Source organism: Pseudomonas shirazica (assembly GCF_015168335.1).
Classification (GTDB): domain Bacteria; phylum Pseudomonadota; class Gammaproteobacteria; order Pseudomonadales; family Pseudomonadaceae; genus Aquipseudomonas; species Aquipseudomonas asiatica.
The window spans coordinates 1337944-1362829 of sequence record NZ_CP063456.1 but is presented as its reverse complement, the minus strand read 5'-3'; the positions used below and the strand labels follow the sequence as shown (position 1 = coordinate 1362829).

Annotated in this window: 20 protein-coding genes; 7 read left to right on the top strand and 13 right to left on the bottom strand. The window is 64.2% G+C overall.

Annotation, left to right across the window (positions count from 1 at the left end; translation table 11 throughout):
* Positions 1 to 104: 104 nt before the first annotated feature.
* From IMX18_RS06175 to IMX18_RS28245, 3 genes are read left to right on the top strand one after another with little or no spacing between them, the layout of a single operon-like run.
* Complete coding sequence (locus tag IMX18_RS06175; protein ID WP_217190186.1) at positions 105 to 1064, top strand: hypothetical protein; 960 nt, start codon at positions 105 to 107, stop codon at positions 1062 to 1064.
* Positions 1061 to 4243 (top strand): T6SS effector BTH_I2691 family protein, encoded by a 3183-nt coding sequence (locus IMX18_RS06170; RefSeq protein WP_015271075.1) that lies wholly within the window; start codon positions 1061 to 1063, stop codon positions 4241 to 4243. Before IMX18_RS06175 ends, IMX18_RS06170 begins: the two co-directional genes overlap by 4 nt.
* The gene (locus IMX18_RS28245) at positions 4243 to 5013 is read left to right on the top strand and encodes a DUF6708 domain-containing protein (protein ID WP_311165642.1); all 771 of its coding nucleotides are present in this window, start codon (positions 4243 to 4245) and stop codon (positions 5011 to 5013) included. The genes IMX18_RS06170 and IMX18_RS28245 overlap by 1 nt, the downstream gene beginning before the upstream one ends.
* A 123-nt stretch (positions 5014 to 5136) precedes the next feature.
* Here the strand turns inward: IMX18_RS28245 and IMX18_RS06165 are convergent, their stop codons facing one another.
* The 13 genes from IMX18_RS06165 to IMX18_RS06105 all read right to left on the bottom strand — a co-directional run bounded on the left by IMX18_RS06165 (position 5137) and on the right by IMX18_RS06105 (position 19013).
* Positions 5137 to 5832 carry a response regulator gene (locus IMX18_RS06165; protein ID WP_013973414.1) on the bottom strand — a complete coding sequence of 232 codons (696 nt, stop codon included), beginning with the start codon at positions 5830 to 5832 and terminating at the stop codon, positions 5137 to 5139.
* On the bottom strand, positions 5829 to 8483 hold the full coding sequence (locus IMX18_RS06160) for a sensor histidine kinase (protein WP_015271076.1): 2655 nt from the start codon (positions 8481 to 8483) through the stop codon (positions 5829 to 5831). Before IMX18_RS06160 ends, IMX18_RS06165 begins: the two co-directional genes overlap by 4 nt.
* A 162-nt stretch (positions 8484 to 8645) precedes the next feature.
* On the bottom strand, positions 8646 to 9197 hold the full coding sequence (gene kdpC, locus IMX18_RS06155; protein WP_015271077.1) for a potassium-transporting ATPase subunit KdpC: 552 nt from the start codon (positions 9195 to 9197) through the stop codon (positions 8646 to 8648).
* 10 nt (positions 9198 to 9207) lie between these two features.
* Positions 9208 to 11262: a potassium-transporting ATPase subunit KdpB gene (gene kdpB / locus IMX18_RS06150; RefSeq protein WP_015271078.1), complete on the bottom strand. Its 2055-nt coding sequence runs from the start codon at positions 11260 to 11262 to the stop codon at positions 9208 to 9210.
* Positions 11263 to 11271: 9 nt separating this feature from the next.
* Complete coding sequence (kdpA, locus tag IMX18_RS06145) at positions 11272 to 12966, bottom strand: potassium-transporting ATPase subunit KdpA (protein WP_015271079.1); 1695 nt, start codon at positions 12964 to 12966, stop codon at positions 11272 to 11274.
* Between the two features lie 9 nt (positions 12967 to 12975).
* Entirely contained in the window at positions 12976 to 13065 is a 90-nt protein-coding gene (kdpF, locus tag IMX18_RS06140; protein ID WP_003251485.1) for a K(+)-transporting ATPase subunit F, read from the bottom strand.
* Between the two features lie 239 nt (positions 13066 to 13304).
* Positions 13305 to 14357, bottom strand: a complete 1053-nt coding sequence (locus IMX18_RS06135) for an AI-2E family transporter (protein ID WP_015271080.1) — start codon at positions 14355 to 14357, stop codon at positions 13305 to 13307.
* Between the two features lie 12 nt (positions 14358 to 14369).
* Entirely contained in the window at positions 14370 to 15164 is a 795-nt protein-coding gene (locus IMX18_RS06130) for a DUF4892 domain-containing protein (RefSeq protein WP_054572520.1), read from the bottom strand.
* Positions 15165 to 15273: 109 nt separating this feature from the next.
* Positions 15274 to 16128 (bottom strand): alpha/beta hydrolase, encoded by an 855-nt coding sequence (locus IMX18_RS06125; protein WP_015271082.1) that lies wholly within the window; start codon positions 16126 to 16128, stop codon positions 15274 to 15276.
* On the bottom strand, positions 16125 to 16913 hold the full coding sequence (locus IMX18_RS06120) for an alpha/beta fold hydrolase (RefSeq protein ID WP_015271083.1): 789 nt from the start codon (positions 16911 to 16913) through the stop codon (positions 16125 to 16127). Before IMX18_RS06120 ends, IMX18_RS06125 begins: the two co-directional genes overlap by 4 nt.
* A 235-nt stretch (positions 16914 to 17148) precedes the next feature.
* Complete coding sequence (gene sixA, locus IMX18_RS06115; protein WP_015271084.1) at positions 17149 to 17607, bottom strand: phosphohistidine phosphatase SixA; 459 nt, start codon at positions 17605 to 17607, stop codon at positions 17149 to 17151.
* Positions 17604 to 17951 (bottom strand): DUF4389 domain-containing protein, encoded by a 348-nt coding sequence (locus IMX18_RS06110; RefSeq protein WP_013973424.1) that lies wholly within the window; start codon positions 17949 to 17951, stop codon positions 17604 to 17606. Before IMX18_RS06110 ends, sixA begins: the two co-directional genes overlap by 4 nt.
* Before the next feature lie 36 nt (positions 17952 to 17987).
* A complete protein-coding gene (locus IMX18_RS06105; RefSeq protein WP_013973425.1) occupies positions 17988 to 19013 on the bottom strand; it encodes an NAD(P)H-dependent glycerol-3-phosphate dehydrogenase in 1026 nt (341 codons plus the stop codon).
* Between the two features lie 184 nt (positions 19014 to 19197).
* Here IMX18_RS06105 and IMX18_RS06100 point away from each other — a divergent pair, with 184 nt between their 5' ends.
* The 4 genes from IMX18_RS06100 (at position 19198) to fabA (ending at position 24886) form a co-directional block, all read left to right on the top strand.
* Positions 19198 to 21345 (top strand): TonB-dependent receptor plug domain-containing protein, encoded by a 2148-nt coding sequence (locus IMX18_RS06100; RefSeq protein WP_015271085.1) that lies wholly within the window; start codon positions 19198 to 19200, stop codon positions 21343 to 21345.
* A complete protein-coding gene (locus IMX18_RS06095; RefSeq protein WP_015271086.1) occupies positions 21345 to 22235 on the top strand; it encodes an ABC transporter substrate-binding protein in 891 nt (296 codons plus the stop codon). Before IMX18_RS06100 ends, IMX18_RS06095 begins: the two co-directional genes overlap by 1 nt.
* A complete protein-coding gene (locus IMX18_RS06090; RefSeq protein WP_217190187.1) occupies positions 22232 to 24163 on the top strand; it encodes an ATP-binding protein in 1932 nt (643 codons plus the stop codon). Before IMX18_RS06095 ends, IMX18_RS06090 begins: the two co-directional genes overlap by 4 nt.
* 207 nt (positions 24164 to 24370) lie before the next feature.
* Positions 24371 to 24886: a 3-hydroxyacyl-[acyl-carrier-protein] dehydratase FabA gene (fabA, locus tag IMX18_RS06085; protein ID WP_003251509.1), complete on the top strand. Its 516-nt coding sequence runs from the start codon at positions 24371 to 24373 to the stop codon at positions 24884 to 24886.

The following is a 24886-nucleotide window of genomic DNA, read 5'->3' as shown; positions in this document are numbered from 1 at the left end:
CCGACAGCGAAAAATCCTACAGCTGGTTAGGAAGCCGATAACTACCTGCAGCATTGATTCCCCGTTAGGTTTCTGCTCGCCATCAAGAAGAAAAGGAACTTCTCATGTCGAGCCAGTCCACGCAGGGCTACGTGCAGTCGGTCGATCACTTCGCCAACCAGCAGCGCCAACCAGAAGAAGCCCTCTACCTTTTACTGGAGCCATTCGCCGGCTGCCCGCCTGAGCACCCGCTGGCCATCGCTGCCCTCAGCGAAGCGCTGGGTAGTGATGCCGTAACGCGCATCGACTGCAGCCGCCTGGTGCAGGATCCCGAGTGCTGGCCAGCTCTGGTGCGGCTCGCCGAACCCGGCGATGCGCCCACAGCCCTTGCCCTATTAAGCGCGACCTGCGCCGCTCGTGAATCGGCAGCTACCTGGCACCACGTGTGTGGCTGGCTGATCAGCGATCAACCCGCCGACCTCATCGCCCAGCACATCAGCCAACAGTGTCAGGTGCTGCACCAACCAGAACCGCACGGTATCACCGCCTGGTTCGAACCCGTGCGGCTGGCGCTGCTACGCGCGACCCTGAAAAACGCAGGCGAAGTCCTCGGGCCTGTTCGCAGCTGGCTACATCCCGATGGTTCTGGCAGTTGCGAGGTATTCGAGCGAGAACCCATGGCTGGCGAACTGGCCGTCCCCGAGGCCGTAAGGGCGACCCAGCACGTCGCACCGCAGATCATTCAACTGCTCGGTGCCTGGCATCGCCTGAGTGCCGTGCAGCATCCCCATGCACCCTGGCACTTCCCAGGTTCATCAGGCCTGCCGGAAAACGCACCCACCCATGCCATGAACCTGATCCTCAAGGCCTTCAGGCAAGGCCTGCGCGACCGTGCCGATATCCAGTGCATGTGCCTGCACATGCTCATGATTCACCCACTGCTCCTTCAGCACCCGACCATCCAGCACGAGGTGGAAAGGGCCGCGGCCGGCGAGCAGCGCCTGGCGGACCGCTTCGCCAGCTACGACGACTGCACCTGGTCGCACATCGTCGCCGGCCTGCCGAAGGCAAGGAGTTACCCATGAGCATCAGCAAAGCCATCCACATCGCCATGCAGGAAGAGATCCCCAACACCTACGGCACCTGCAATGCCTGCGAACGCTCCGGCCTGCCGATTCTACTGCTGCGCGAGGCCTACGCCCCACGCCCGGACACAGGGCGCCCCTATCGCCTGGCAGACGACAGCGAAATCATCTTCCACCCGATGCACACCGACCAATTGCGCCTCCTGCGCCAAGGTTATGTCTACGTACTGCTCGACCAGGAAATCTGGCAGGCCTACGAGGTGGCGGCGGAAGGTACCTTGCGGCGCTTCCCGGTGTCGCAGATGCCCTTTGGGCCACCCAGGTCGTTACCCAAGGTATGCGCCACCGAAGGCCACGATGTGATTGCCTCGTTCATCAACATCGATACCCTGCTCTACCGCAAGGCCTGGATCGCCTTCGCCAACGACCCCTGGCCCCGTTCGGTACTCGACCGCTATCGGCAAGGCATCGCCGACAGTGACCCGGGCACCCTCGCCCGCTTCGTCGAGGTGGACCTGAACACCGCACGCAACGACCCTGCCAGCCTCGGCATCGCCATGACCGACAGCTTTCGCTTCGGCCTGGAACAGGTGCTGGAGTTCTCGACCTTTTCTTCTGCCAGGTTTACCAGCGTCCATGGCTTTTACAGCCGCCTGGGCCGCTGGCATGAAACCCGCACGCATGTGCGCAATGTCATCCAGCAGGAACAACTGCCCAATGGCGTGCTGGCGCTGACGCTGCCCGACCCGGTCGGCATGGTCATGGAGCTCAACGCGCAACGCACTGGCTGGGTGCAGGCCCTGCAGGAATGGCGGGCGCAGCCGCAGCGGCACTTCGAATACTTCACCTCGCAAGCACTACTGGGCATCCGCGAATTGCACGCGGCCATGGCTGCCGTGCAAGGTGCCGAGGACGCGCAGCGGGAAGCCCGGCAGATCGAGCAGTGGAACGACAGCCCGATCGCGGCCAAGGCGTATCTGCCGCCGGTGGACATCGACGCGCAGACCGAACGCAACACCGCGCGCAAGCAGCAGGACGCCCGCGAGCGGCTGGAAGAGCGTTACGACGAAAGCGCCCGCGCCGCGTTCCAGGCCGATTACGACCGCGAACTGAAAAACTGGCAGTCGATGATCGACCAGGTTGGCGATCTGTATGCGCGGCACTATGCCAAGCGGGCTTTTCAGCAGATCGGCTACTACGACTATGACGCGACCTCCCCCGTTTCGGTGGAGTACTTCATCCAGATGATGGCCGCCTGCCTGGCCGGCGGGCCCACTGAAACCTTGCCGCAGGAGGGTCAGCCGCTCGGGATCACCCAGCATATCTGGCAGCAGCTGCTGGAAGACGACCGCAGCCTGTTGTACCAGGCACTGCTGGCCAAGAATCAGAAGCTGATGCAGCAGGTGGCCAGGGCGCTGTCCGGGGACGACTTCGGCAAGGTGTACGACATCATCAAGGGCATCGCCGGTACCGCCGATGGCCAACTGCTGATGATCAAGCCGATACAGGATGCCGTTGGCCAGTTGCTGGCCGCGACCAACAGCGCAGGGAATGCGCTCAGCCAGCACCTGAGTGAACGGACCAAGACCCTGATCGGTCATGTGCATCGCTCGGCGTTTGCACTGTTCGCCGGGCAGCAGGTAACGCCGCTGCGGGTGTCGCTGACAGTGGGCGAATACATGAGCCTGCTCAATGAAGCCCTGGAAGCGCGGACCGATGCGTTTCTGCAGCAGGTAGACAAGCAGTTCCGTGATCCCCTGGGCCGCAAGGTGCGGGCCATGGTGCTGAGTGGGGCGATCAATATTGCGGCAGCGGGTAACCGTAGCCAGATGATCGAGGTGATGCTCTGGACGCTCGAAAGCGCCGAGAGCCTGCAGGCGCGGCTGGTGCAGTTGCGCGAGGGTGCAGCCGGCGGCGTCGGGGCGCTGGTACGCAATGTTGCGATTGGTGCGGGTACGCTGCGTGCGCAGGTTACGGGTGGTTTGAAGATCAGTTCTACGGCCGCGCAAAGCGTGGCAAGCGATGCGATGCGCAGCCTGCGGGATGCTGCAGCGAGCAGTGGAAGTGTGAAGCTGATGCTTGCCTTGGGGGGCATATGGTTCCAGCAGGATAGTCTGGGCAAGAACTATCGGGCGTTGCAAGAAACACATCAGAACAATCCAGAGGCGCTTGCGGCGATCTGGTCTTCATCGCTTGGGTTGTTGGGAGTGAGTGTCGAAGTGGCAGGCCTTGCTGTCACACTTGTACGACCGAAGATACCGTGGCCCGGAACGGTAACCATAGCTTCACTAGGAAAGAACCTAGCCAAGTATGGCGGCGCCATCACTGCACTCGCCAATGCCATGGATGCAGTGCAATACGTGAATGCGCTCGCCAGAACTAATAACCAAGGGGACAGCACCTCTGCAAACCAGTACGCTCGCGCGGCCGTGCTTGCTACAGTTTCCACTGTCTCTGGTATTTACTCGGCATTATTCGCAAGTTCGCTACTCGGCCCCTTAGGCTTTACGATCATCCTTGGTCTGGCAGCCTATACGCTGGCGATGGATGCCAAAAATCAAGAATCTTCACTATTAGAGCTTTGGTCCCGACATAGTAGATGGGGAACACCAGAGGAACATCGGCGCTGGATGAATCCACAAGATCTGGATACCGCAATTGGCTCACTGAACGCGGCAGCCTTGGGAGTTCAAGCGCAGGCTTCAATTGAGACAAGATTTCAACCAACTCACAGTACGCACACGCCAGACCAAACAAAAGCCTTCATCAGCGATGACGCTGCTGTCGCGGCAGGCTTTTATCTCGATTTGTACATAAGCTTGCCAAATTTCAGTACTGAAGACGCACAGTACAAATGGCAACTGACTGTATACCCAGCAGGGCAAAATCGACTGCCTTTTTATCTCTCTGGTAATAGTTCACATCCAAAAGTAGTCGAATACGTGCCCGAAGAAACCAAAAAAATCTTTGCTAGCCCTGAAAGCGTCAGCGAACGAATAATTTTTAAAACCACCGATAAGACCCTGCACATCAGCACTTCAATTCCACTACTGGAAAACCATTGTACAAAAGCTATTGAGCTAACGCTCACTTATTGGCCCAACAAGCATGACATGTCAGGTTATGCAAAAGTGACAATGAGAGAAAACAATCTATCCTCGCTAAGGAGTCTATTCTAATGGCCCGCCCGCACCTTAACCCGCCATGTACAGGATGGATAGAGGACCTACCCCATCCTGACATTCCCATTGCGATCGAAGCCAGCCTGGGCAATCAATCCCCTAACCATCAGGATCTTATCTACCTTGAAGTACCCAGACCCCTCGGTTGGGCAAGAGAAGTAATGGCTTTCCTTTCGCTTCCAACTATCGCCATCACCACCCCTCTGTTCAGTTTCATAAACTCCAACTTAGAACGGAGAGACTTCGAATCCGTGCTAATTGATATATTAATACTTGCATGCGGAGTATGGGCATCCGTATTTTGCCTTCGAGTAAGCATATCCCCACCCCGAGATGAACCCCTTCGCTTCAACCGAGTACGTAAAAAATTGTATGCATACAATTTCAAGTACTGCTGGTGGAACCCCTTCACGAACTGGAAAGTAGAAACAGTTTGCTACGACTGGTCCCAAGTCCGCGCCGAGCGCTGGTCCCAGGCCGGCGCACTGCCAAACGGTGGGTTAATTTTCAAATGGGGTGTCACACTCTCCATCGTTGCACCAGGCACAAACAATGTCATCGACCGTTTTCCTCTGGTTACGATGGGGGCCGACCAGCATGCCTGGGCCTACATCTGCACCTACATGCAGGAAGGCCCCTCAGCCCTGCCACCACCCGGGGAACCCAAGGATCACAACGATGTGCTCTGGTGTGAGTTCGCCCTGCGCCTGGCACCCCGAGTAGAGTGGCCAGCGGAAATGGATCTGGAGTCGAGAACCGCCCCCTGAACTTACTGTGTTGCGCTGCTTGCGTTGGCCCCATCGCCGGCATGCCAGCTCTCATAGAACTGCACATAACTCATTGAATTAGCAGGGACCCTGTGGGAGCGGGCACGCCCGCTCCCACAGGGATTACATGGTGGGCGCCACCAACCTGTATCCCACCCCTGGCTCGGTGATGATGAACCGCGGCGCCGTGGGGTCATCTCCCAACTTCTGCCGCAGATGCCCGACCACTATCCGCAGGTAATGGGTGTCATCCACATGGGTAGGCCCCCAGATATCCTTGAGCAGTTGCTGCTGGGTAATCACCCGCCCCGGGTGCCCGGCCAGTTGCGCCAGCAACGCATACTCCTTGCGGGTCAGCGCCACTTCCACGCCATCCAGGGTCACCCGGCGAAAGGCAAAGTCCACCATCAGCGGCCCAAAGCTGGCCGCCACTTCCGAGCCACCGGCCTGCGGCACCTGGCGCAGCAAGGCACGCACCCGCGCCAGAAACTCCTGGATGCCGAACGGCTTGGTCACATAGTCGTTGGCTCCACCATCCAGCGCATCGACCTTCTGCACTTCACTCGCGCGCACCGACAACACCAGCACCGGCACCGCGCTCCATTCGCGCAGGTCACGCAGTACCTGCTGGCCGTCCATGTCCGGCAGGCCCAGGTCGAGTACCACCAGGTCCGGCTTGCCCAGCGCCGCCTGGGCCAACCCTTCCGCGCCGGTGGCGGCCTCGAGCACCTTGTAGCCTTGCGAGGCCAGGCTGATGCGCAGGAACTTGCGGATCTGCGGTTCATCGTCGATGACCAGGAGGGTGGCGGACTGACTCATGGGGTTTCGCTTTCGGTTTCAGGTTGAGGGGGCAGCGGCAAGCATAAAGTGATGCTGGTGCCCTGGCCATCGATGCCTTCGCCCACGAGGATCTGGCCGCCATGGGCGCCGATCATGCCCTGGCAGATCGCCAGGCCCAGGCCGGTGCCCTGCCCGCCGCGGTCACCGCGAGCGGCGGTGTAGAACATGTCGAAGATCTTCTCGCGGTCTTCCACGGGAATACCGGGGCCCTGGTCGCTGACGGCAAAGCACAACCGGGCGTCCTGCACCGACACCTGCAGCTCCAGCCGGCCATTGGCTGGCGAGAAGCGCGCGGCATTTTCCAGCACGTTGACCAGCGCCTGCTCGATCAACGCCGCATGCACGAACAGCAACGGCAGCTCGGCCGGCACGTCGGTGTGTACCCGCAGCGGCGCCAGCACCGCGCGCAGGCGGTTGAGTGCACTGCCGACGATGTCGGCAGGCGCCACCCAGTCGCGGGCCAGCTTGAGGCCGCCGTGGCCCAGGCGGGTCATGTCGAGCAGGTTCTGGATGTAGCGGTCGAGGCGTTCGGCCTCGTTGCGGGTGCCCTCCAGCAGTTCGCGGCGGTCGGCGGCGGGGATCGCCTCGCCCAGCGCCAGCAGGCTGTCGATGCTACCGCGCATGGCGGTCAGCGGGGTACGCAAGTCATGGGAAACGGACGCCAGCAAGGCGCTGCGCAGCTGCTCGGTTTCGCCATGCAGCCGCGCGGCCTCCAGTTGTTCGGCCAGCCGGGCGCGGGCCAGGGCCTGGGCCAGTGGTTGGCCAAGGGCGGTGAGCAGGCGCCGGCGCGGGTCGCTGAGAGGCTGGCCGGAGCGTGAGCGCACACCAAGCAATGCCAGGGGCTGCTCATCCACCGCCAGTGGCCACCACCACCAGCGGCCATTGGGCAGGGTGTCGCTGCCATGACCGGCGGCCTGGCCGTGCTGCCAGGCCCATTCTGCAGCGGCGCGTTCGTTATCGCTGAAAGCATGGGCTTCGCCGCTGACCACCTGCAACTGGCCTTCGACATTGCGCTCCAGCAGGCACACCTGCATGTCCTGCCAACCGTCCAGGTGCTGGCCGGCGGCGTTGAACACCGCCTGGCGGTCGGTGGCCACGGTCAGCCGGCGCGACAGGTCGAGCAACTGGCTGGTCTGCGCCTGGGTCTCGCGCAGCGCCTGCAACTGGCGGCGCTGGCGGGCGGCCAGGTTGCCGGTGAGCGCGGCCATCAACAGGAAGAACACCAGGGTCAGCACGTCTTCTTCGCGCTGGATCCTGAACGACAGGTTGGGCGGGATGAACAGGAAGTCGTAGGTCAGGAACGACAGCACCGCGCAGGCCAGCGCAGGCCCCAGGCTGCTGCGCACTGCCACCAGCAACACCGCGGCCAGGAACACCAGCGATATGTTGGGCAGCGCCAGCACACTCGACACCGCCCAGGCCAGGCCTGCGGCCATGACCGTGGCCAGCAGCGCCAGCAGGTAATGGCGCCAGACCCACACCCGCCGTACCGCCGAACGCGGCGCTTGCGGCTGCGCGTCGCGGTCCAGCACGTTGATTTCCAGGCCGTGGCTTTCGCGCAGCAGCCGCGCGGCCACACCGGCACCGAACAGGCGCCGGCGCAGGCGGTCGCGGGACTGCCCGACCAACACCAGGCTGGCCCGCCGTTCGGCGGCATGCTGGATCAGTGTGCGCACCACTTCGCCGGCACGCAGCAGTACCACCTCCCCGCCGAGGCGTTCGGCCAGTTGCTGGGCAGCTTGCAGGCGCTGGCGTGCGGTTTCGTCGCGCAGGCGGCCGTTGTCCACGTGCACCAGGCTCCAGGGCAGGTGGCGGCGTTGCGCCACGCGGCTGGCATGGCGCACCAAACGTTCCGCCTGGTCGTCGCCATCCACGCCCACCAGCAAGCGCCCACGCAGGGCCGGGGCTTCCTGGCCGCGCTGGCGATAGCCGTGGGCAAGGTCGGCATCCACCTGGGCGGCAGCGGTCTGCATGGCCAGCTCGCGCAGGGCGGTAAGGTTGGTTTGCGAGAAGAACGCATCAATGGCGGCCCGCGCCTGCTCGGGCACGTACACCTTGCCTTCGCGCAGACGTTCGAGCAGCTCGCGGGGTGGCAGGTCGATCAGCACCAGCTCGAAGGCTTCCTGCAGCACCCAGTCCGGAAGGGTTTCGCGCACTTGCACGCCAGTAATGTCGCGGACCTTGTCGTTGAGGCTTTCCAGGTGCTGGACGTTGACCGTGGTGTACACATCGATGCCGGCGGCCAGCAGTTCCTGTACGTCCTGCCAGCGTTTGGCGTGGCGGCTGCCGGGCACATTGGTGTGGGCCAGTTCGTCGACCAGCACCAGGGCCGGCGCGGCCTTGAGAAGGCCGTCGAGGTCCATTTCCTCGAGGGTGACGCCGCGGTACTGGCTGCGCAGCAGGGGCTGTTGCTGAAGGCCAGCGAGCAATACCTCGGTTTCGGCACGGCCATGGGTTTCAACCACCCCGGCCAGCACCTGCACGCCCTGGCGTTGCTGGGCGTGGGCAGCCTGGAGCATGGCGAAGGTCTTGCCGACGCCGGGGGCGGCGCCAAGGAACACCTTCAACCGCCCCCGGCCGCTTCGCGGGAGGGTAGCCAACAGCGCGTCTGCGCGGGCGGAGTCACTCATCTTTCATCCTTTGGTGTGGCGGCGTCCTGCAGCCTCTTTTGGGCCTGCTTCGCAGGCCTTCGCGGGCTTGCCCGCTCCCACAGGGTGATCGCAATACTCGGAAGCTGCGCTGTACCTATGGGAGCGGGCAAGCCCGCGAAGGGCCGCAAAGCGGCCCCCATATCAGTGGCCCAGATGCTCAAGTGCCTGGTTCAAGGCCAGCACATTGACCACCGGCGGGCCGATCAATGGGTGGAGGGTGGCCTCTTCCAGCAAGCCTTGCAAGCGCTCCACCGGCAACTGCCGTGCCGCGGCCACCCGAGGGATCTGGTAGGCCACGGCCTCCGGAGGCAGGTGCGGGTCGAGGCCGCTGCCCGAGGTGGTGAGCAGCGCCTGGGGCACCGGCCCCTGCTGCGCCTGGTACAACGCAGCCGCATCGCCCTTGACCCGCTCGGCCAGCGCCGGGTTGCTCGGCGACAGGTTGCTGGCGCTGCTGGCCACGGTGGCGTAGGCGCCTGCCGATGGCCGCGCGTGGAACCAGCCATCGCCCTGGAAATCCTGGGCGATCAGCGCCGAGCCACGTACCTGGCCCTGGTCATCGCGCACCAGGCTGCCATTGGCCTGGCTGGGGAAAATCACCTGGGCAATACCGGTCACCGCCAGCGGATACAGCGCGCCGGTCACCAAGGTCATCAACAGGGCCAGGCTCAATGCCGGGCGTACATAAGCATTCATGGTGGCCTCCTCAGACCAGGTGCAGAGCATTGAGCAGCAGGTCGATCAGCTTGATCCCGGCAAACGGCACGACAATGCCACCCAGCCCGTAGATCAGCAGGTTGCGCCGCAGCAGGTGCGCCGCACTGGCCGCCTGCACCCGCACGCCGCGCAGCGCCAGCGGGATCAGCACGATGATGATCAGCGCGTTGAATACGATGGCCGACAGAATCGCACTCTGCGGGCTGGCCAGGTGCATCAGGTTGAGCACGCCCAGCTGCGGGTAGATGGCGGCGAACAGCGCCGGCAGGATGGCGAAGTACTTGGCCACATCGTTGGCGATGGAGAAAGTGGTCAACGCGCCACGGGTCACCAGCAGCTCCTTGCCGACCTGCACCACATCCAGCAACTTGGTCGGGTCGCTGTCCAGGTCGACCATGTTGGCCGCCTCGCGCGCGGCCTGGGTACCGTCGTTCATGGCCATGCCCACGTCAGCCTGGGCCAGTGCCGGGGCGTCGTTGGCGCCATCGCCGCACATGGCCACCAGGCGGCCGTCGTTCTGCTCCTGGCGGATGCGCGCCAGCTTCTTCTCTGGCGTGGCCTCGGCCAGCACGTCATCCACGCCGGCCTCGGCAGCGATGGCGGCGGCGGTCAGCGGGTTGTCGCCGGTCACCATCACCGTGCGAATGCCGAGCTTGCGCAGCTCGGCAAAGCGCTCGCGAATGCCGGGTTTGACCACATCCTTGAGGTGGATCACGCCAAGCAGGCGCTTGTCCAGGCACACCAGCAGCGGTGTACCGCCGCTCTGGGCAATACGCTCCACTTCACGGGCCAGTGCCGGTGGCATTTCCAGGCGTTGCATGCCGACGAACGCCAGTACGGCATCGACAGCGCCCTTGCGGTAGCGGTGTTGCTGAAAGTCGATCCCCGACAGGCGCGTCTCGGCGCTGAAAGCCACGGCCTCGAACTGGCCGGCGGACGGTTCGACAAAATCACGCAGCTGGCGCAGATATTCGACGATCGACTTGCCCTCGGCGGTGTCGTCCGCCAGCGAGGCCAGCAAGGCGCCCTCCCCCAGCTCGCGGGCAGTGATGCCCGGTGCCGCGTGCAGCGCACTGCAGCGGCGGTTGCCGAAGGTAATGGTGCCAGTCTTGTCGAGCATCAGCGTGTGCACGTCACCGGCCGCCTCCACCGCCCGGCCCGAGCGGGCGATGACGTTCAGCCGCACCAGCCGGTCCATGCCGGCAATGCCGATGGCCGACAGCAGGCCGCCGATGGTGGTGGGGATCAGCGTTACCAGTAATGCGGCGAGAAAGATCAGCGGCAGGCTGCCACCGACAAAGTGGGCGAACGGCTGCAGGGTCACCACCACGATCAGGAAGATCAGGGTCAGGCCGATCAGCAGGATGTCGAGGGCGATCTCGTTGGGCGTCTTCTGCCGCTTGGCGCCTTCGACCAGGGCAATCATGCGGTCGAGGGTCGATTCGCCCGGGTTGCTGGTGATGCGGATCAACAACCAGTCTGAGACCAGCCGGGTATTGCCGGTCACCGCTGAGCGATCGCCGCCGGACTCGCGGATCACCGGCGCGGACTCGCCGGTAATGGCGGCCTCGTTGACCGCAGCGATACCTTCAAGCACCTCGCCGTCACCGGGAATCATTTCACCAGCTACCACGCGCACCACATCGTCCTTGCGCAGCGCGCTGGCCGCTACGGTTTCGTAGCTGCCATCGCGCTTGCGACGCTGCGCGGTAAGCCCTTGGCTGCCAGCCTTGAGGCTGTCGGCTCGGGCCTTGCCACGGCCTTCGGCCAGAGCCTCGGCAAAGTTGGCGAACAGCACGGTGAACCACAGCCACAGGGCGATCTGCACGGCCACACCGGTACTCACACCGCTGCCGGGAGCGAAACACAGGACGGTGGTCAGTACCGCAGTCAGGGCGACCACCAGCATCACCGGCGAGCGCTTGAGTTGGCGCGGGTCGAGCTTGACGAATGCCTGCACCAGCGCCGGGCGCCACAATGCGGCGAAACGGGTCTGATCCTTGGCACTTTGCCGGGCTTTTACTTCAGCAATGGGCATGTTCATGGTCGGTCCTCAAAAACCCAGACTCAAATGTTCGGCGATCGGCCCAAGGGCCAGGGTCGGCAGGAAGGTCAGGCCACCGACCAGCAGGATGGTGACCAGCAGCAGGCTGGTGAACAGCGGGCCATGGGTGGGGAAGCTGTTAAGCCCCTGGGGCGCGCTTTTCTTCGCCGCCAGGCTGCCAGCCAGCGCCAGTACCGGCAGGATGTAGCCGAAGCGGCCGATGAGCATGGCCAGGCCGATCATCAGGTTGTGGTACACCGTGTTGGCACCAAAGCCGGCAAAGGCCGAGCCGTTGTTGGCCGTGCCCGAGGTGTAGGCATACAGCAGCTGGCTGAAGCCATGCGCACCCGGGTTGCTGACTGCACCTGCCGGGCCTGGCAGGCTGGCGGCAATGGCGCCGAGCACCAACACGCCGACCGGCATCACCAGCAGGGTCGCCACCAGCAACTGCACCTCGCGGGCCTGCAGTTTCTTGCCCAGGTATTCCGGGGTGCGGCCGATCATCAGCCCGGCCAGGAACACCGCGATCAGCACGAACAGCAGCATGCCGTAAAGCCCTGCACCGACGCCGCCGAAGATCACCTCACCGACCATCATGTTGACCATTGCCACCATGCCGGTCAGCGGGTTGAGGCTGTCGTGCATGGCATTGACCGAACCGTTGGAGGCAGAGGTGGTAGTCACTGTCCACAGCACCGAACCGGTGGTGCCGAAGCGGGTTTCCTTGCCCTCCATCGGGGCGCTTTGCTGTACCTGCGCGCTCTCGAGGGCCGGGTTGGGCTGGTACTCGGACCACAACGCCGTGCTGCCGCCGATCAGGAACAGCGCAAGCATGCAGGCGAGGATGGCGCGGCTCTGGCGCAGGTCCTTCACGTAGTGGCCAAAGGTGAACACCAGCGCCACCGGAATGAGGATGATCGAAGCCACCTCGAACAGGTTGCTCCAGGCCGTGGGGTTTTCGAACGGGTGCGCCGAGTTGACTCCGAAGAAGCCACCGCCGTTGGTACCCAATTGCTTGATGGCGATCTGGCTGGCGGCCGGGCCCAGCGGGATGGTCTGCTCGGTGCCCTGCAGGGTGAGCGCATGAGCGTAGTCGGCCAAGGTTTGCGGTACGCCCTGCCATACCAGCAGCAACGCCAGCAGCAGGCACAGCGGCAGCAGGCCGTAGAGGGTGGCGCGGGTCATGTCGACCCAGAAGTTGCCCAGCGTCGTGGCGCTGCGCCGTGCGATGCCGCGGCACAGGGCGACCAGCACGGCCAGGCCGGTGGCGGCGCTGACGAAGTTCTGCACGGTCAGGCCGAGCATCTGGCTCAGGTAGCTGACCGACGCTTCACCACTGTAGGCCTGCCAGTTGGTGTTGGTGACGAAGCTGACCGCGGTGTTGAACGCCAGCGACCATTCCTGGCCGGGCAGATGCTGCGGGTTGAATGGCAGGTAGCCCTGCAACAGCAGCACGGCGAACAGCAGCAGGAACCCGGCCAGGTTGAAGGCCAGCAGGGCCAGGGTGTACTGCTGCCAGTTCTGTTCCTGGCTGGCGCGCACGCCCGCCAGCCGGTAGCAGGCTTGCTCGACCGGGCCCAGCACGGGCGACAGCCAGGTCCGCTGGCCTTCCATGACCTTGAAGTAGAACCGCCCGAGCCAGGGTGCCGGTAGCAGCACGATGGCGAAAAATGCCAACAGCAAGGCGAAATCGTAACTGTGCATGGCCACTCCCTAGCTGCGATCGGCGCGCAGCAGCGCCACCAGCAGATAAAACGCCAATGCCACTGCCAGCAGCAGTGACAGCCCGTCGAGCATGTTCATGTGTGGTTCTCCCCGTGGTGCGGCTTGGGCCGCTTTGGGGAAATTGTCCGAGCGAGGGGCGTAAAGGGGCGAGACTGGGAGGTGGGGATGGCGATAAAGAAGGCGTAAAGATCGGGAGTTGAGGTTGCCTGAACCGGCCTCTTCGCGGGTAAACCCGCTACTACAGGGACCGCACCGCTCTCCCGGGCTGTGGAGATCCTTGTGGGAGCGGGTTCACCCGCGAAGAGGCCAGTACAGGTTTACTGCTGAGGCGGCTGCGGGACGGCGTTGCGGCTCCAGTCCAGCAGCAGGCTGTAGCCGACCGCCAGCAAGGTCGGCCCGATGAACAGGCCAATGAAGCCAAAGGCGATCAGGCCGCCGAACACGCCCAGAAGCACGATCACCAACGGCAGGTTGCCGCCACGGCTGATCAGGTACGGTTTGAGTACGTTGTCCACGCCACTGATGATGAAGGTGCCCCAGGCTCCCAGGAACACCGCCATGCCGTATTCGCCTTTCCATACCAGCCAGCCGGTGGCCGGAATCCATGCCAGTGGCGGGCCCATGGGGATCAGGCTGAGCATGAAGGTCACCAGGCCCAGCACAATGGCCCCGGGCACACCGGCAATCAGGAAGCCGATCAACGCCAGCACGCCCTGCGCTGCGGCCGTACCGATCACCCCGTTGACCACCCGCTGCACCGTACCGGCGACCAGCTCCAGGTAGTACTCGGCACGGTCGCCCATCAGGCGGTGCAGCAAGCGCAGGACGAACGCCGACAAGCGCGGGCCATCGCGGTAGAAGAAGAACACGAACACCAGGCTAAGGGTCAGTTCCAGCACGCCGCTGCCGATCTGCGCGCTGCGCGCCAGCAACCAGTTGCCCACCTGCCCCAGGTGCGGCTTGACCGAGGCCAGCAAGGCCGCGCCCTGCTGGTCCAGCGATTGCCACCAGCTGACCAGGCGCTCGCCAACCACCGGGATGCCACCCAGCCACGCCGGAGCGTCGGGCAGGCCGTCCACCTGCACGTCACGCACGAACGCCGTCGCGTCGCGAATATGATCGGCCAGGTTGAACCCCAGCCACACCAGCGGCAGCGCCACGATCAGGATCCAGGCAGTGGTCAGCAGGCTTGCCGCCAGGGTTTCGCGCCCGCCCAGCGCTCGCGTCAGCAAGCGCATCAAGGGCCAGCTGGCAAAGGCCAGGATGGCTCCCCACAACAGCGCTGAAATGAAAGGTGCCATTACCCACAGGCCGGCACCCAGCAGCGCCAGTAGCAGAATCTGGACCAGCAAGCGGTCATTGTTAGCCATGGTGGTGCCCGTTCAACGGATCAGTTCAAGGTGCAGGCCGTCGGTAGGTGCACTACCGACTTCGAGGCGGCCATTGCGCACGCCCGCCTTGACCAGCGCCTCGCGCCAGGCTTCAGCCTGGGCCCCACTGAGGCTGGCACGCAGGGTGCTGTCGAGGTTCAGGCTGCGGGCCAGCAGGTTCGCCCAGGCGTCTTGCGGCGCGGCCAGGTCAGGGTAGTCGAGCTTGCCGGTGTCGCGCATTTCGCGCAGCACCGTGGCGGCGGTCGGCAGCAGTTCGCCCAGCGGGCTGCCGGCGACGAACTCTTCCACGTGCAAGTAGGCGCGGCGGTTGCCGCGGGTGACACTGTACAGCGCGACCAGGGTGTCGGCCTGCTCCGCCGAGCGGCGCAGCAGGATGAACGCCTGCTGCTCGTCGCCGCCGTTGAGGCGGGCATTGCCGAACACATCATTGGCCCACAGGCTGGCCTCGCCGCAATCGCGGCCCTGGCACCAGAACAGCGGGTAGCCGCCGTCGCGCTGCAGTGCTTCGCGAGCGCTGGTGAAGACTTCGCGAGCAGTACGCTCGACCGGCAGTTCGTAGGTTACCGAGCTGACCTGGCCACGGCTTTCGACCTTGTCCTCGACCCTCAGGCGGCCGCTGATCTTGCGCAGTGGGCCCATGGGGTAGACGCGCTCCTGCTCCACGGCCGGGCGCTGGTCGACCACCTTGGCGTCCACCGGTACCGGCAGGCTGCCGGCCCACAAAACGGGGCTGGCGAACACCAGGCAGGCCGCGAAGGCATTACGGATGGCAACAGGCGCGCTCATTGGCGAACCAGACGGCGCTCAGCGCCGAGATGAAGCTCCAGGATGTCTGGCAGTTGCATGGTTGTCTCCCTGTTCAACCCGCCAAGCCTCGACACTTGTCCGATGCAAGTCAAGCAAAGCCAAAGAAGCGATTGAAACAGTCTGCGACAAGGGCCGCGCCCTGCTCATCGTTCAGGTGCAGGTGATGGCCACCGGGCAGCGTCACCTGCTCAAAGGGTAGCTGCTCCAGCAACCCGGTGTGGCGCGCCAGCATGCCGTCGGCGGCCACGACCAGGCGCGTCGGGCAACTCACCCGGTGCACATAGGCCATGGCCTGGGCCTCGCTCAGGCGCACTGGCGAAGGCAGGGTCAGGCGGCTGTCGCTGCGCCAGCTGTAACCGCCGGGCACCGGCATCAGGCCACGCTGGGCCAACAGCTCGGCCGCCTCACGGCTGACTGCGACCATGCCTTTCATGCGTGCCTGCACGCCCTGCTCCAGTGTGGTGTATACCGACTTGCGCTTGCCATCCAGGCGCAACTGGGCCTGCAGTGCCATGCCCAGCCGCTCACCGGCATCCTGCTCGGCGCCGGTCGGCGGGATGACGCCGTCAATCAGGGCCAGATGGCTGACCCGATCCGGCAGCGCGCCAGCCAGTTGCACGGAAATGATTGCCCCCAGCGAATGGCCCAGCAGAGCAAAACGTTGCCAACCCAGCTGCTCGGCCACCCGCAGCACGTCATGGGCGTAGTCGGCCAGAGCATAGCCGGCACCGAGCGGCCGGTGCTCGGAGTAACCATGCCCGGCCAGGTCCAGGGCGACGATGCGCAGGCCTTTCAGCTGCGGCGCCAGGCGGGCGAAGCTGTTGGCGTTATCCAGCCAGCCATGCAGGGCGATCACCGGCAGCCCCTGCTCCGGGCCGAACAGGTGCGCCGCCAGTTCGATATGGCCCAGACTCAGTCGGATTTCCTCGACCTGCGCGCTCATGCCTGGCTCCAGCGGTCGAACAGGCCCTTGATCAGGCTGGCGGTGTCGGTTGGCCGCTCCAGCGGGAACATGTGCCCACCCGGCACGCTGTGGTATTCGCCCCTGGGCATGCCACGCACGGCCAGCGTGTGGTGGCGGCGAATGACGTTGCTGCGCTCGCCGCGGACCATGGCCAGCGGCACCTGCAATTGCCGCGCGGGCGCAGGGCTGGTATGCGGGATGCTGCGGTAGATGCTGATTTCCGTGGCCGGGTCGAAGCGCAACTGCAGCCCCTGCTCCATCGCCTGCAGGCCGTGCTCTATGTAGGCATCGAGGCAGTCGGGGTCGAAATGGCGGAACAGTGACTTGCCGGCGAAATAGTCCCGGGCACTGTCGCGGTCATTGAAGGTTTCGCGGCGCCCCAGGGTGCGGCCAGCCGGGGTGATACGGTCAATGAAGCCGAAGCGCTTGGCGGTGCGCAGCAGCCACTGGTCGGCGCGGGTGAGCACCGGAGAGTCGAGCATCACCACGCCGCGATAATACTCGGGGCAGCGCAAGGCTGCGTGCAGGTGCAACACGCCGCCCAGCGAATGGCCGACGCCCCATACTGGCTGGTCTTGCCGAGCCAGGTGGTGCAGCAGTTCATCGACCAGGCTCTGCCAGTTGTCGTCCACCGGAAAACGCGGATCGTGGCCGTGCTGGGCCAGGTGCTGCACCTGGTAGTCCGGTGCCAGGGCGGCGAACAGCTTGCCGTAGGTGGCCGACGGGAAACCGTTGGCATGGGCGAAGAAGATCTGCTGCGACATGGCGCCGGGTCCGGATGCGAGATGATGGCCCATTGTCGGTATCGCGGGGCGGTTCGGCAACGTCCGGAAAGGTCATCGGCGAGGGCTATCAGGTCAGGCTTGTGGGCGCGGGCACTGCCTGCAGGAGCAGCCTTGTGCTGCGAAGAGGCCATAACTGCCGGAGAAGAGCTATTGCCCTACTGGCCTCTTCGCAGCACAAGGCTGCTCCTACAGGAAACCTAGATAGCCTGAGAACTCAGGCCGGCGAGTTGATCGCCCGAAGGGTCATCAACCCAGCCAGCGGCCAGTCCCCTTCCAGCTCCGCCAGGCTTGCAGTGCTCATGCCCGCTGGTTGCTGCTGGTGGCCATGCTGCAACGCCCCTACCAAGGTACCCACCAGCGGCTGGTGGCTGACCAGCAGCACATGCTCCAGGCCCAGGCGCTCGATTTCACCGATAACCTGCTGCACATCACTGTCAGGCGTCAGCCAGGGCACGGTGCGCACCGGTTCGGCGAAGCCCAGGGTGTCATGCACCAGGGCAGCCGTTTGCTGGGCGCGTACGTAAGGGCTGGCGATGATCGCCTGCAGCGGCTGGCCCAGCAGGCGGGCGGCGCTATGCAGCACCTGTTCGCGACCATGGGCGGTCAGCCGGCGCTCGGCATCGCTGTTGGCGCGCGGCTCCGCTTCGCCGTGGCGCAGAACCCACAGCTTCACAGTTTGGGCTCCTCGTCACGCACCGGGTGCGGGGCCGGGGCCACCGCATGCGGCGCCTCGCCTTCCGGGGCACGCGGTGCCGGCCAGTCGGCGAACGGCCAGGGCTTCTGGTCGCTGTGGAAGCTGCCGAAGCGGCCGATCTGCGCCAGGTACTGGCTCAGGCTGTCACCGAAGTTCATCAGGCTGGCGCTGGGGGCGCCGTACACCAGGCGGTAGATCAATTGTACCAGCACCAGGCCACCGAGCAGCAGCTCGGCCAGCTGCCAGACCACCAGGAACACCAGCATCCACAGGGCCCGCAGGATGATCGACTCGCGCTGGGCGCGTTCGGGCGTATCGTTCATGTGTTGCTCCTTGCTGTTGTCAGAGCCGCTGAAGGCTCAGTTGAAACCGCTGATGGAAATGAAATCGACATCGGTCTTCGGCTCGGCACGCATCAGGTGCTCGATCACCTGGTTCAGCGTGCGGCCTTCGAACAGGATGGCATGCAGGCCTGCCACCAGCGGCATGTATACCTGCACTTCCTGCGCCTTGGCCTTGAGCACCTTGAGGGTGTTGACGCCTTCGGCTACTTCGCCCAGGCGGCTGACCGCCTGCTCCAGGCTCAGGCCCTGGCCCAGCGCGTGGCCGACCTGGTAGTTGCGGCTCTTTGGCGAGGAGCAGGTGACGATCAGGTCACCGACACCGGCCAGGCCGAGGAAAGTCATGGGGTTGGCCCCCTGGCTGACGGCGAAGCGGGTCATCTCGGCCAGGGCGCGGGTAATCAGCATGCTCTTGGTGTTCTCGCCCATGCCCAGGGCCACCGCCATGCCAGCAATGATGGCGTAGACGTTCTTCAGCGCCCCGCCCAGCTCGACGCCAAAGCGGTCGGCACTGGCGTAGACGCGGAAGGTACGCCCATGCAGCACGGCCTGCACCTGCTGGCACAGTTTTTCGTCCTCGCTGGCGACCACCGTGGCGGTCAGCGCATGTTCGGCGATTTCACGGGCCAGGTTGGGGCCGGACAGCACGCCGATGCGCGCCTCGGGGGCGATTTCCTCGAGGATCTGGCTCATCAGCTTGAAGCTTTGCGCTTCGATGCCCTTGGTCAGGCTGACCAGGCCCTTGCCGCGCAGCAACTCGGCATGCGGAGCCAGCACGCTACGCAAGGCGCTCGATGGCAGGGCGACGAAAATCAGCTCGCTGGCCTGCAGTGTGGCCAGCAGGTCGCTGACCGGCTCGACGCCGTCGTGCAAGCGGATGCCCTTGAGGTAGCGGGGATTCTCGCGATTGACCCGCATGGCCTCGGCCTGTTCCGGATCGCGCATCCATTGGCGCACCGGCACACCGTTTTCTGCCAGCAGGTTCGCCACGGCGGTGCCGAAGCTGCCGCCTCCCAGAACTGCAACAGGTTGCTGTTCAGTCATATCCAATCCGTTAAAGCCAAAAGTTAAGTGGCGACCCAGCCATTATACGGCTCGCCTGCTACAGAACCAGTGTCAGTACCGGCCCTTTCGCAGCGCAAGGCTGCTCCTACAGGTACCGTGCATGTCCTTAGATCGGGCTTCACTGGCAAGCAGATCACTGGCAAAACCCCCACGGTCAGTTACCATGCCTGTTTCAATCCTGATACAAGGCCGCTTTGTGTTCCCTGGCACGCCCTCGTACCCGCGCCTGCTCATACTGACTGCCCTGCTCGGCGGCCCGGCCGTGGCCGATGACCTGTTCATCGACAACACGGACCTGCCGCAGGTTCTGACCGCCACGCGCCTGAAACAATCCCCCGCCGCAGTACCGGGCAGCATGACCGTGCTCGACAGCGAGCTGATCCGGGCCAGCGGTGCCCGTGACATCCCCGAGCTGCTGCGCCTGGTGCCGGGCATGATGGTGGGCTACAACGCCGGCAACCAACCCACGGTCAACTACCACGGCAGCAACGTCAACGATGCCCGACGCATGCAGGTGCTGATCGATGGCCGTTCGGTGTACCGCGCCGGCCTGGCCACGGTGGACTGGAGCGACATCCCCCTGGCCATGGAGGATATCGAGCGCATCGAGGTGTTCCGCGGCCCCAACACGGTCAGCTATGGCGCCAACGCGCTGATGGCGGTGGTCAACATCCTTACCCGCAACCCTGCCGACAGCCATGGCACGCGGCTGAAGATGACCCGCGGCCAGGACGGCATCAACGATTTCTACGCCAGCCACGGCTTCGGTTGGGAGAGTGGCGACATGCGCCTGTCGCTGTCAGGCCAGCAGGACGATGGCTTCGACGAGAACCAGTTCGGCCAGGACTACCGCGACAGCCGCCGGCTGACCCGCTTCAATATCAACGCCAGCCACAGCCTGGCACACGACCAGACCCTGGAATGGCAACTTGCTGCGAAGGAAGGCAGCAACCAGCGGCCTTATACCTACCAGCCGGTGTTCGCCAAATACGAAGCCGGTAACAACGCTGACGTCAGTGCCAAGGACTACGCCGGCTCATTGCGCTGGACCAAGGACTTCAGTTCTGAGCACAGCCTGTATATCCAAGGCTCTGCCCAACATTTCGACCGTCAGCAGGTGTGGCGTGCCTGTGACGCTTTGCAGTCGTTCAGCCCGGAATTGACCCAGCTCTGGCAAATGAACCCCGATTTCGCCGAAAAAGTGGCACGCGGCATTGCTACCGGCGCGCCACTTTCGACCAACGATCCCGTCATGAGAGGGCTTCTGGAGAAGGTCCAGCAGCAATGGGCGAACGGTGGCAACCAGCAGGTCTGCGGCGACGTCGACCAGAGCACCCGCGAAACCCGCTACGACCTGGAAATCCAGGACACCCTGAGCCTGACCGACAGCCTGCGCCTGCTCAGCGGCATGAACTACCGCTATGATCGTGCCGACTCGCAGACCTACTTCAATGGCAGCATCGACGACCAGACCTGGCGCCTGTTCGGCCAGCTGGAGTGGCGCGCCGACGAACACTGGATCCTGCAGGGTGGTGCCATGTTCGAGGACTCGCGCCTGTCCGGCAGCTCGCTGACCCCACGCGTGGCGGTCAACTACCTGATCACCCCGCGCCATGGCCTGCGTGCAGTGTATTCCGAGGCAGTGCGCTCGCCAGACATGTTCGAGAACAACGTCAACTGGAGCTACACGGTCAAGAACCTGACCCCCAACGCTTTTGGCCTGCAAAACGGCGAATACTTCGTCAAGACCCGCGGCCCGGGCGACCTCGACCAGGAACGCATGCGCTCGCGCGAACTCGGCTACAACGGCTACTTCAGCGACATCGACCTGAACATGGATGTGAAGCTGTTCTATGACGAGATCACCGGCATGATCAGCGAGCCCCTGAAGAACAACCAGTACATCGCCAGCAATGCCAACAAGGCCCGTTTCAGCGGCAGCGAGGCGCAACTGGACTGGCGCCCGACCCTGCGCGACCGCCTGCGGGTGACCTACGCCTACGTGGATGCCTGGGCCAGCAACCCCGCCGACCGCCGCCTCAGCGCGCGCAACAGCGGCTCGGCCGGATGGATGCGCGAGTGGGGTGCCGGTTGGTCGAGCGCGCTGTTCTATTACGGTGACGATGCACTCAACCAGTATCGCTACGAGCGCCTGGACCTGCGCCTGGCCAAACGTTTCCGGGTGCATGGCAGCAACCTGGAGCTGGCGGCGCTGTGGCAACAGCGCCTGGACGATGAGCCGACCACGGCAATTCAGAACCGCTACGACAGCCGCCACCGCCTGAGCATCAGCGCGGAGCTGGAGTTCTGATGGCCCTGCTGCTGCGCCTGTTGCTGTTGTGCCTGTGGCCGATGGGGCCACTGTTCGCCAGCGAAATCCTGTTGGTAGGCGCGGAAGACCAGCCTGGCATTCGCAGTTTCGTCGCCGCGCTGGAAAGCCGCCGGCCGCACGACCATGTACATTTCCAGACCACCGCCGACCTGCCACCCCCGGGCAAGCTCAAGGCTGACCAGCGCCTGATCCTGCTGGACAACGCCGCACTGGAATGGCGCCTCGGGGAAACTGCCGGCCCGCCGGCACTGGCCATGAGGGTCAGCCGGGTGCAGGCTGAACAGCGCCTGGGAAAGTCGCGGCCCGCGTTCCTCACGCTGCTGTGGAGCGATCCGCCGCTGGGCCGGCAGTTGCGCCTGGCGCGCTACCTGCTGCCGCAGGCCCAGCGCATTGGTGTGCTGTACGGTGAGCACAGCAGCTTTCTGCTCGAAGAGCTGCGCCACGCCGCCCGCCCGCTGGGCCTGGAGATCATTGCCCAGGACTGGCCCGACCCGCGCGACAGCCGCCCTTTGCAACACTTGTTGGCCAACAGTGACGTGCTGCTGGGCCTGGACGATGCCGACCTGTACAACTCCAAGACTGCGAAAAACCTGCTGTTGAGCAGCTATGGCCGGCAGATGGCGCTGATCGGCCCGAACGCCGGGTTCGTCCGCGCCGGCGCCCTGGCCAGCACCTTCAGCGACCAGGACGATTGGCTGGCTGTGCTCGACCAGTTGCTCGACCAGCCACCGGCGCGCTGGCCACGCAGCCTGTACCCGGTACGCTTCGGCGTCAGCGGCAACCAGCAGGTGGCGCGCGCCCTGGGCCTTGAACCGATCGATCCGAACGCCGCCGCCAAGGCCCTGGCCGAAGGAGAACCCACCCCATGAGCAAGCGCCTGAGCTGGGACATTCACACCCGCACCCAGATCATCAGCCTCGGCCCTGCCCTGCTGCTGACCTTGCTGCTGATCAGCTTCTTCACCTTCGTGCGTATCCAGGACCTGCGCCAGGAACTGAACCACACCGGGCAACTGATCGCCAACCAGTTGGCGCCAGCCTCGGAATACGGGGTGATCTCGGGCAACAACGAAGTGCTCGAGGGCCTGATGCGCGCCACGCTCAGCATCCCCCACGTGCGCTTCCTCGAGGTGCAGGACAGCCGCAACCACATACTGGTTTATGTGGAGCAGTCCGACGAAAGCGCCAACCGCGCGCAGCGCGTCGAAGTGTTCCAGGCGCCCATCCGCCTGCAGCAGATCCGCCTGGACAGCGACTTCCTGCAACAGGGCAAGGCCACCAGCCCGGCCATTGGCGACGATTACCTGGGCAGGGTCATCGTCGGCATGTCCGATGACGCCTTCAGCCAGCGCCAGCAGGAAATCGTGATCAAGGCCGGTATCCTCGCGCTGTTCGCCCTGCTGTTCACTTTCCTGCTGGCGCGCCGCCTGGCCCTTAGCCTCGCCAAGCCGATCAGCGACATGGGGCACGCGGTCAAGGCCATCCAGCAGGGCGAGTACCACACCCTGTTGCCGGTGGTCGATGACAGCGAACTGGGCCATCTGGCACGCCACATCAATAACCTGGCCCATGGCCTGGCGCAGGCCAGCAATGAACAGAAGCAGGCGATTGCCGAGCTTATCCAGGCCCGCGAGGAGGCCGAACAGGCCAACCGCACCAAATCGGATTTCCTGGCGATGATGAGCCACGAACTGCGCACGCCGATGAATGGCGTACTGGGCATGCTGCAGTTGCTGGAAACCACGCAGCTGAACAGCGAGCAGGCCGAGTACACCGCGGTGACCAGCGAATCCACCGGGCACCTGCTCAAGGTCATCAATGACATCCTCGACTTCTCGCGCATCGAACGCGCCGCGCTGCAACTGGAACACATCGACTTCAACCTGGGCGAACTGATCACCAGCAGCGTCCAGTCGTTCCAGCACAGCGCCCAACAGCGCGGCCTTGCCCTGCACCTGCAAATGCCGGCGGGTATCGAGCAGCTGCAGGTGAACGGCGACCCCACGCGCATCCGCCAGATCCTGCTGAACCTGGTCGGCAACGCGCTGAAATTCACCGAACGCGGCCAGGTTCAGGTCGAGGCGCGCTGGCAGGTGCTGGACCGCCAACTGATCTGGCTGACCTGCAGTGTGCGCGACACCGGTATCGGCATCGACAACGAACGCCTGGAAATGATGTTCGTCGCCTTCCAGCAGGCCGACAGCTCGATTTCCCGCCGCTATGGCGGCACCGGGCTGGGACTGTCGATCGCCCGCACCCTGGCCGAACGCATGGGCGGCAAGCTGCGTGGCGAAAGCCGTGAGGGCCTGGGCTCGACCTTTACCCTGGAGATGCCTCTGGCCCTGGCCAGCCCTGCCCCGCTCTCGCTGACGCAACCAAGCGCTGCGCCACCGGCGGTGGCCGACAATGATCAGGTGCTGCTGGTAGAGGACAATCCGGTCAACCAAAGTGTCATCGAGGCCATGCTGCGTAGCCTGGGGCTGGCGGTATGCACGGCCGAGGACGGCCTGGAGGCGGTCGAACGGGTCAGCCAGCAGCGTTTTGCCGCCGTGCTGATGGACTGCCGCCTGCCGCACCTGGACGGCTATGAAGCCACCCGGCGTATCCGCCAGCTGCCCAACGGCGCCAGGCTACCGATCATCGCCCTGACCGCCAACGCCTTGCAGGGCGACCGCGAGCGTTGCATGGCGGCCGGCATGGACGACTACCTGAGCAAACCCTTGCGCCGCACTGAACTGCAGCGCGTGCTGCAGCGCTGGCTACCCGGTCAGACAACCGCGACTGGCGATAAATGCTAAAGTGCGGCAGTCTTAAACACTGGACAGGACCTTCATCGGACCTGAAAATAGACGTTTCAGTGCACACCTGTACTTCTTTCACCGGGTGCACTGTGACTTTCACCACAACGCAATAGTCTACCTGTAGGCTGCCGCCCCGAACGCGATGCGTATCGGGCCGGCCGGGAAGATTCATCCCCTGCCGCAGGGGGTTATTGAGGAGCTCGCATGACCAAACAACACGCCTTTACTCGGGAAGACCTGCTGCGCTGCAGTCGCGGTGAGCTGTTCGGCCCAGGTAATGCGCAACTGCCCGCGCCGAACATGCTGATGGTCGATCGCATCACCCATATCAGCGAAGAAGGCGGCAAGTACGGCAAAGGTGAATTGGTCGCCGAGCTGGATATCAATCCGGACCTGTGGTTCTTCGCCTGCCACTTCGAAGGCGACCCGGTAATGCCGGGCTGCCTGGGGCTTGATGCCATGTGGCAGCTGGTAGGTTTCTTCCTCGGCTGGCAGGGCCTGCCAGGCCGCGGGCGCGCCCTGGGTTCGGGCGAGGTGAAGTTCTTCGGCCAGGTACTGCCGGAAGCCAAGAAAGTCACTTACAACATTCACATCAAGCGCGTCCTGAAGGGCAAGCTGAACATGGCCATCGCCGATGGCTCGGTCAGCGTCGACGGCCGCGAGATCTACACTGCCGAAGGCCTGCGGGTCGGCGTGTTCACCTCCACTGACAATTTCTAA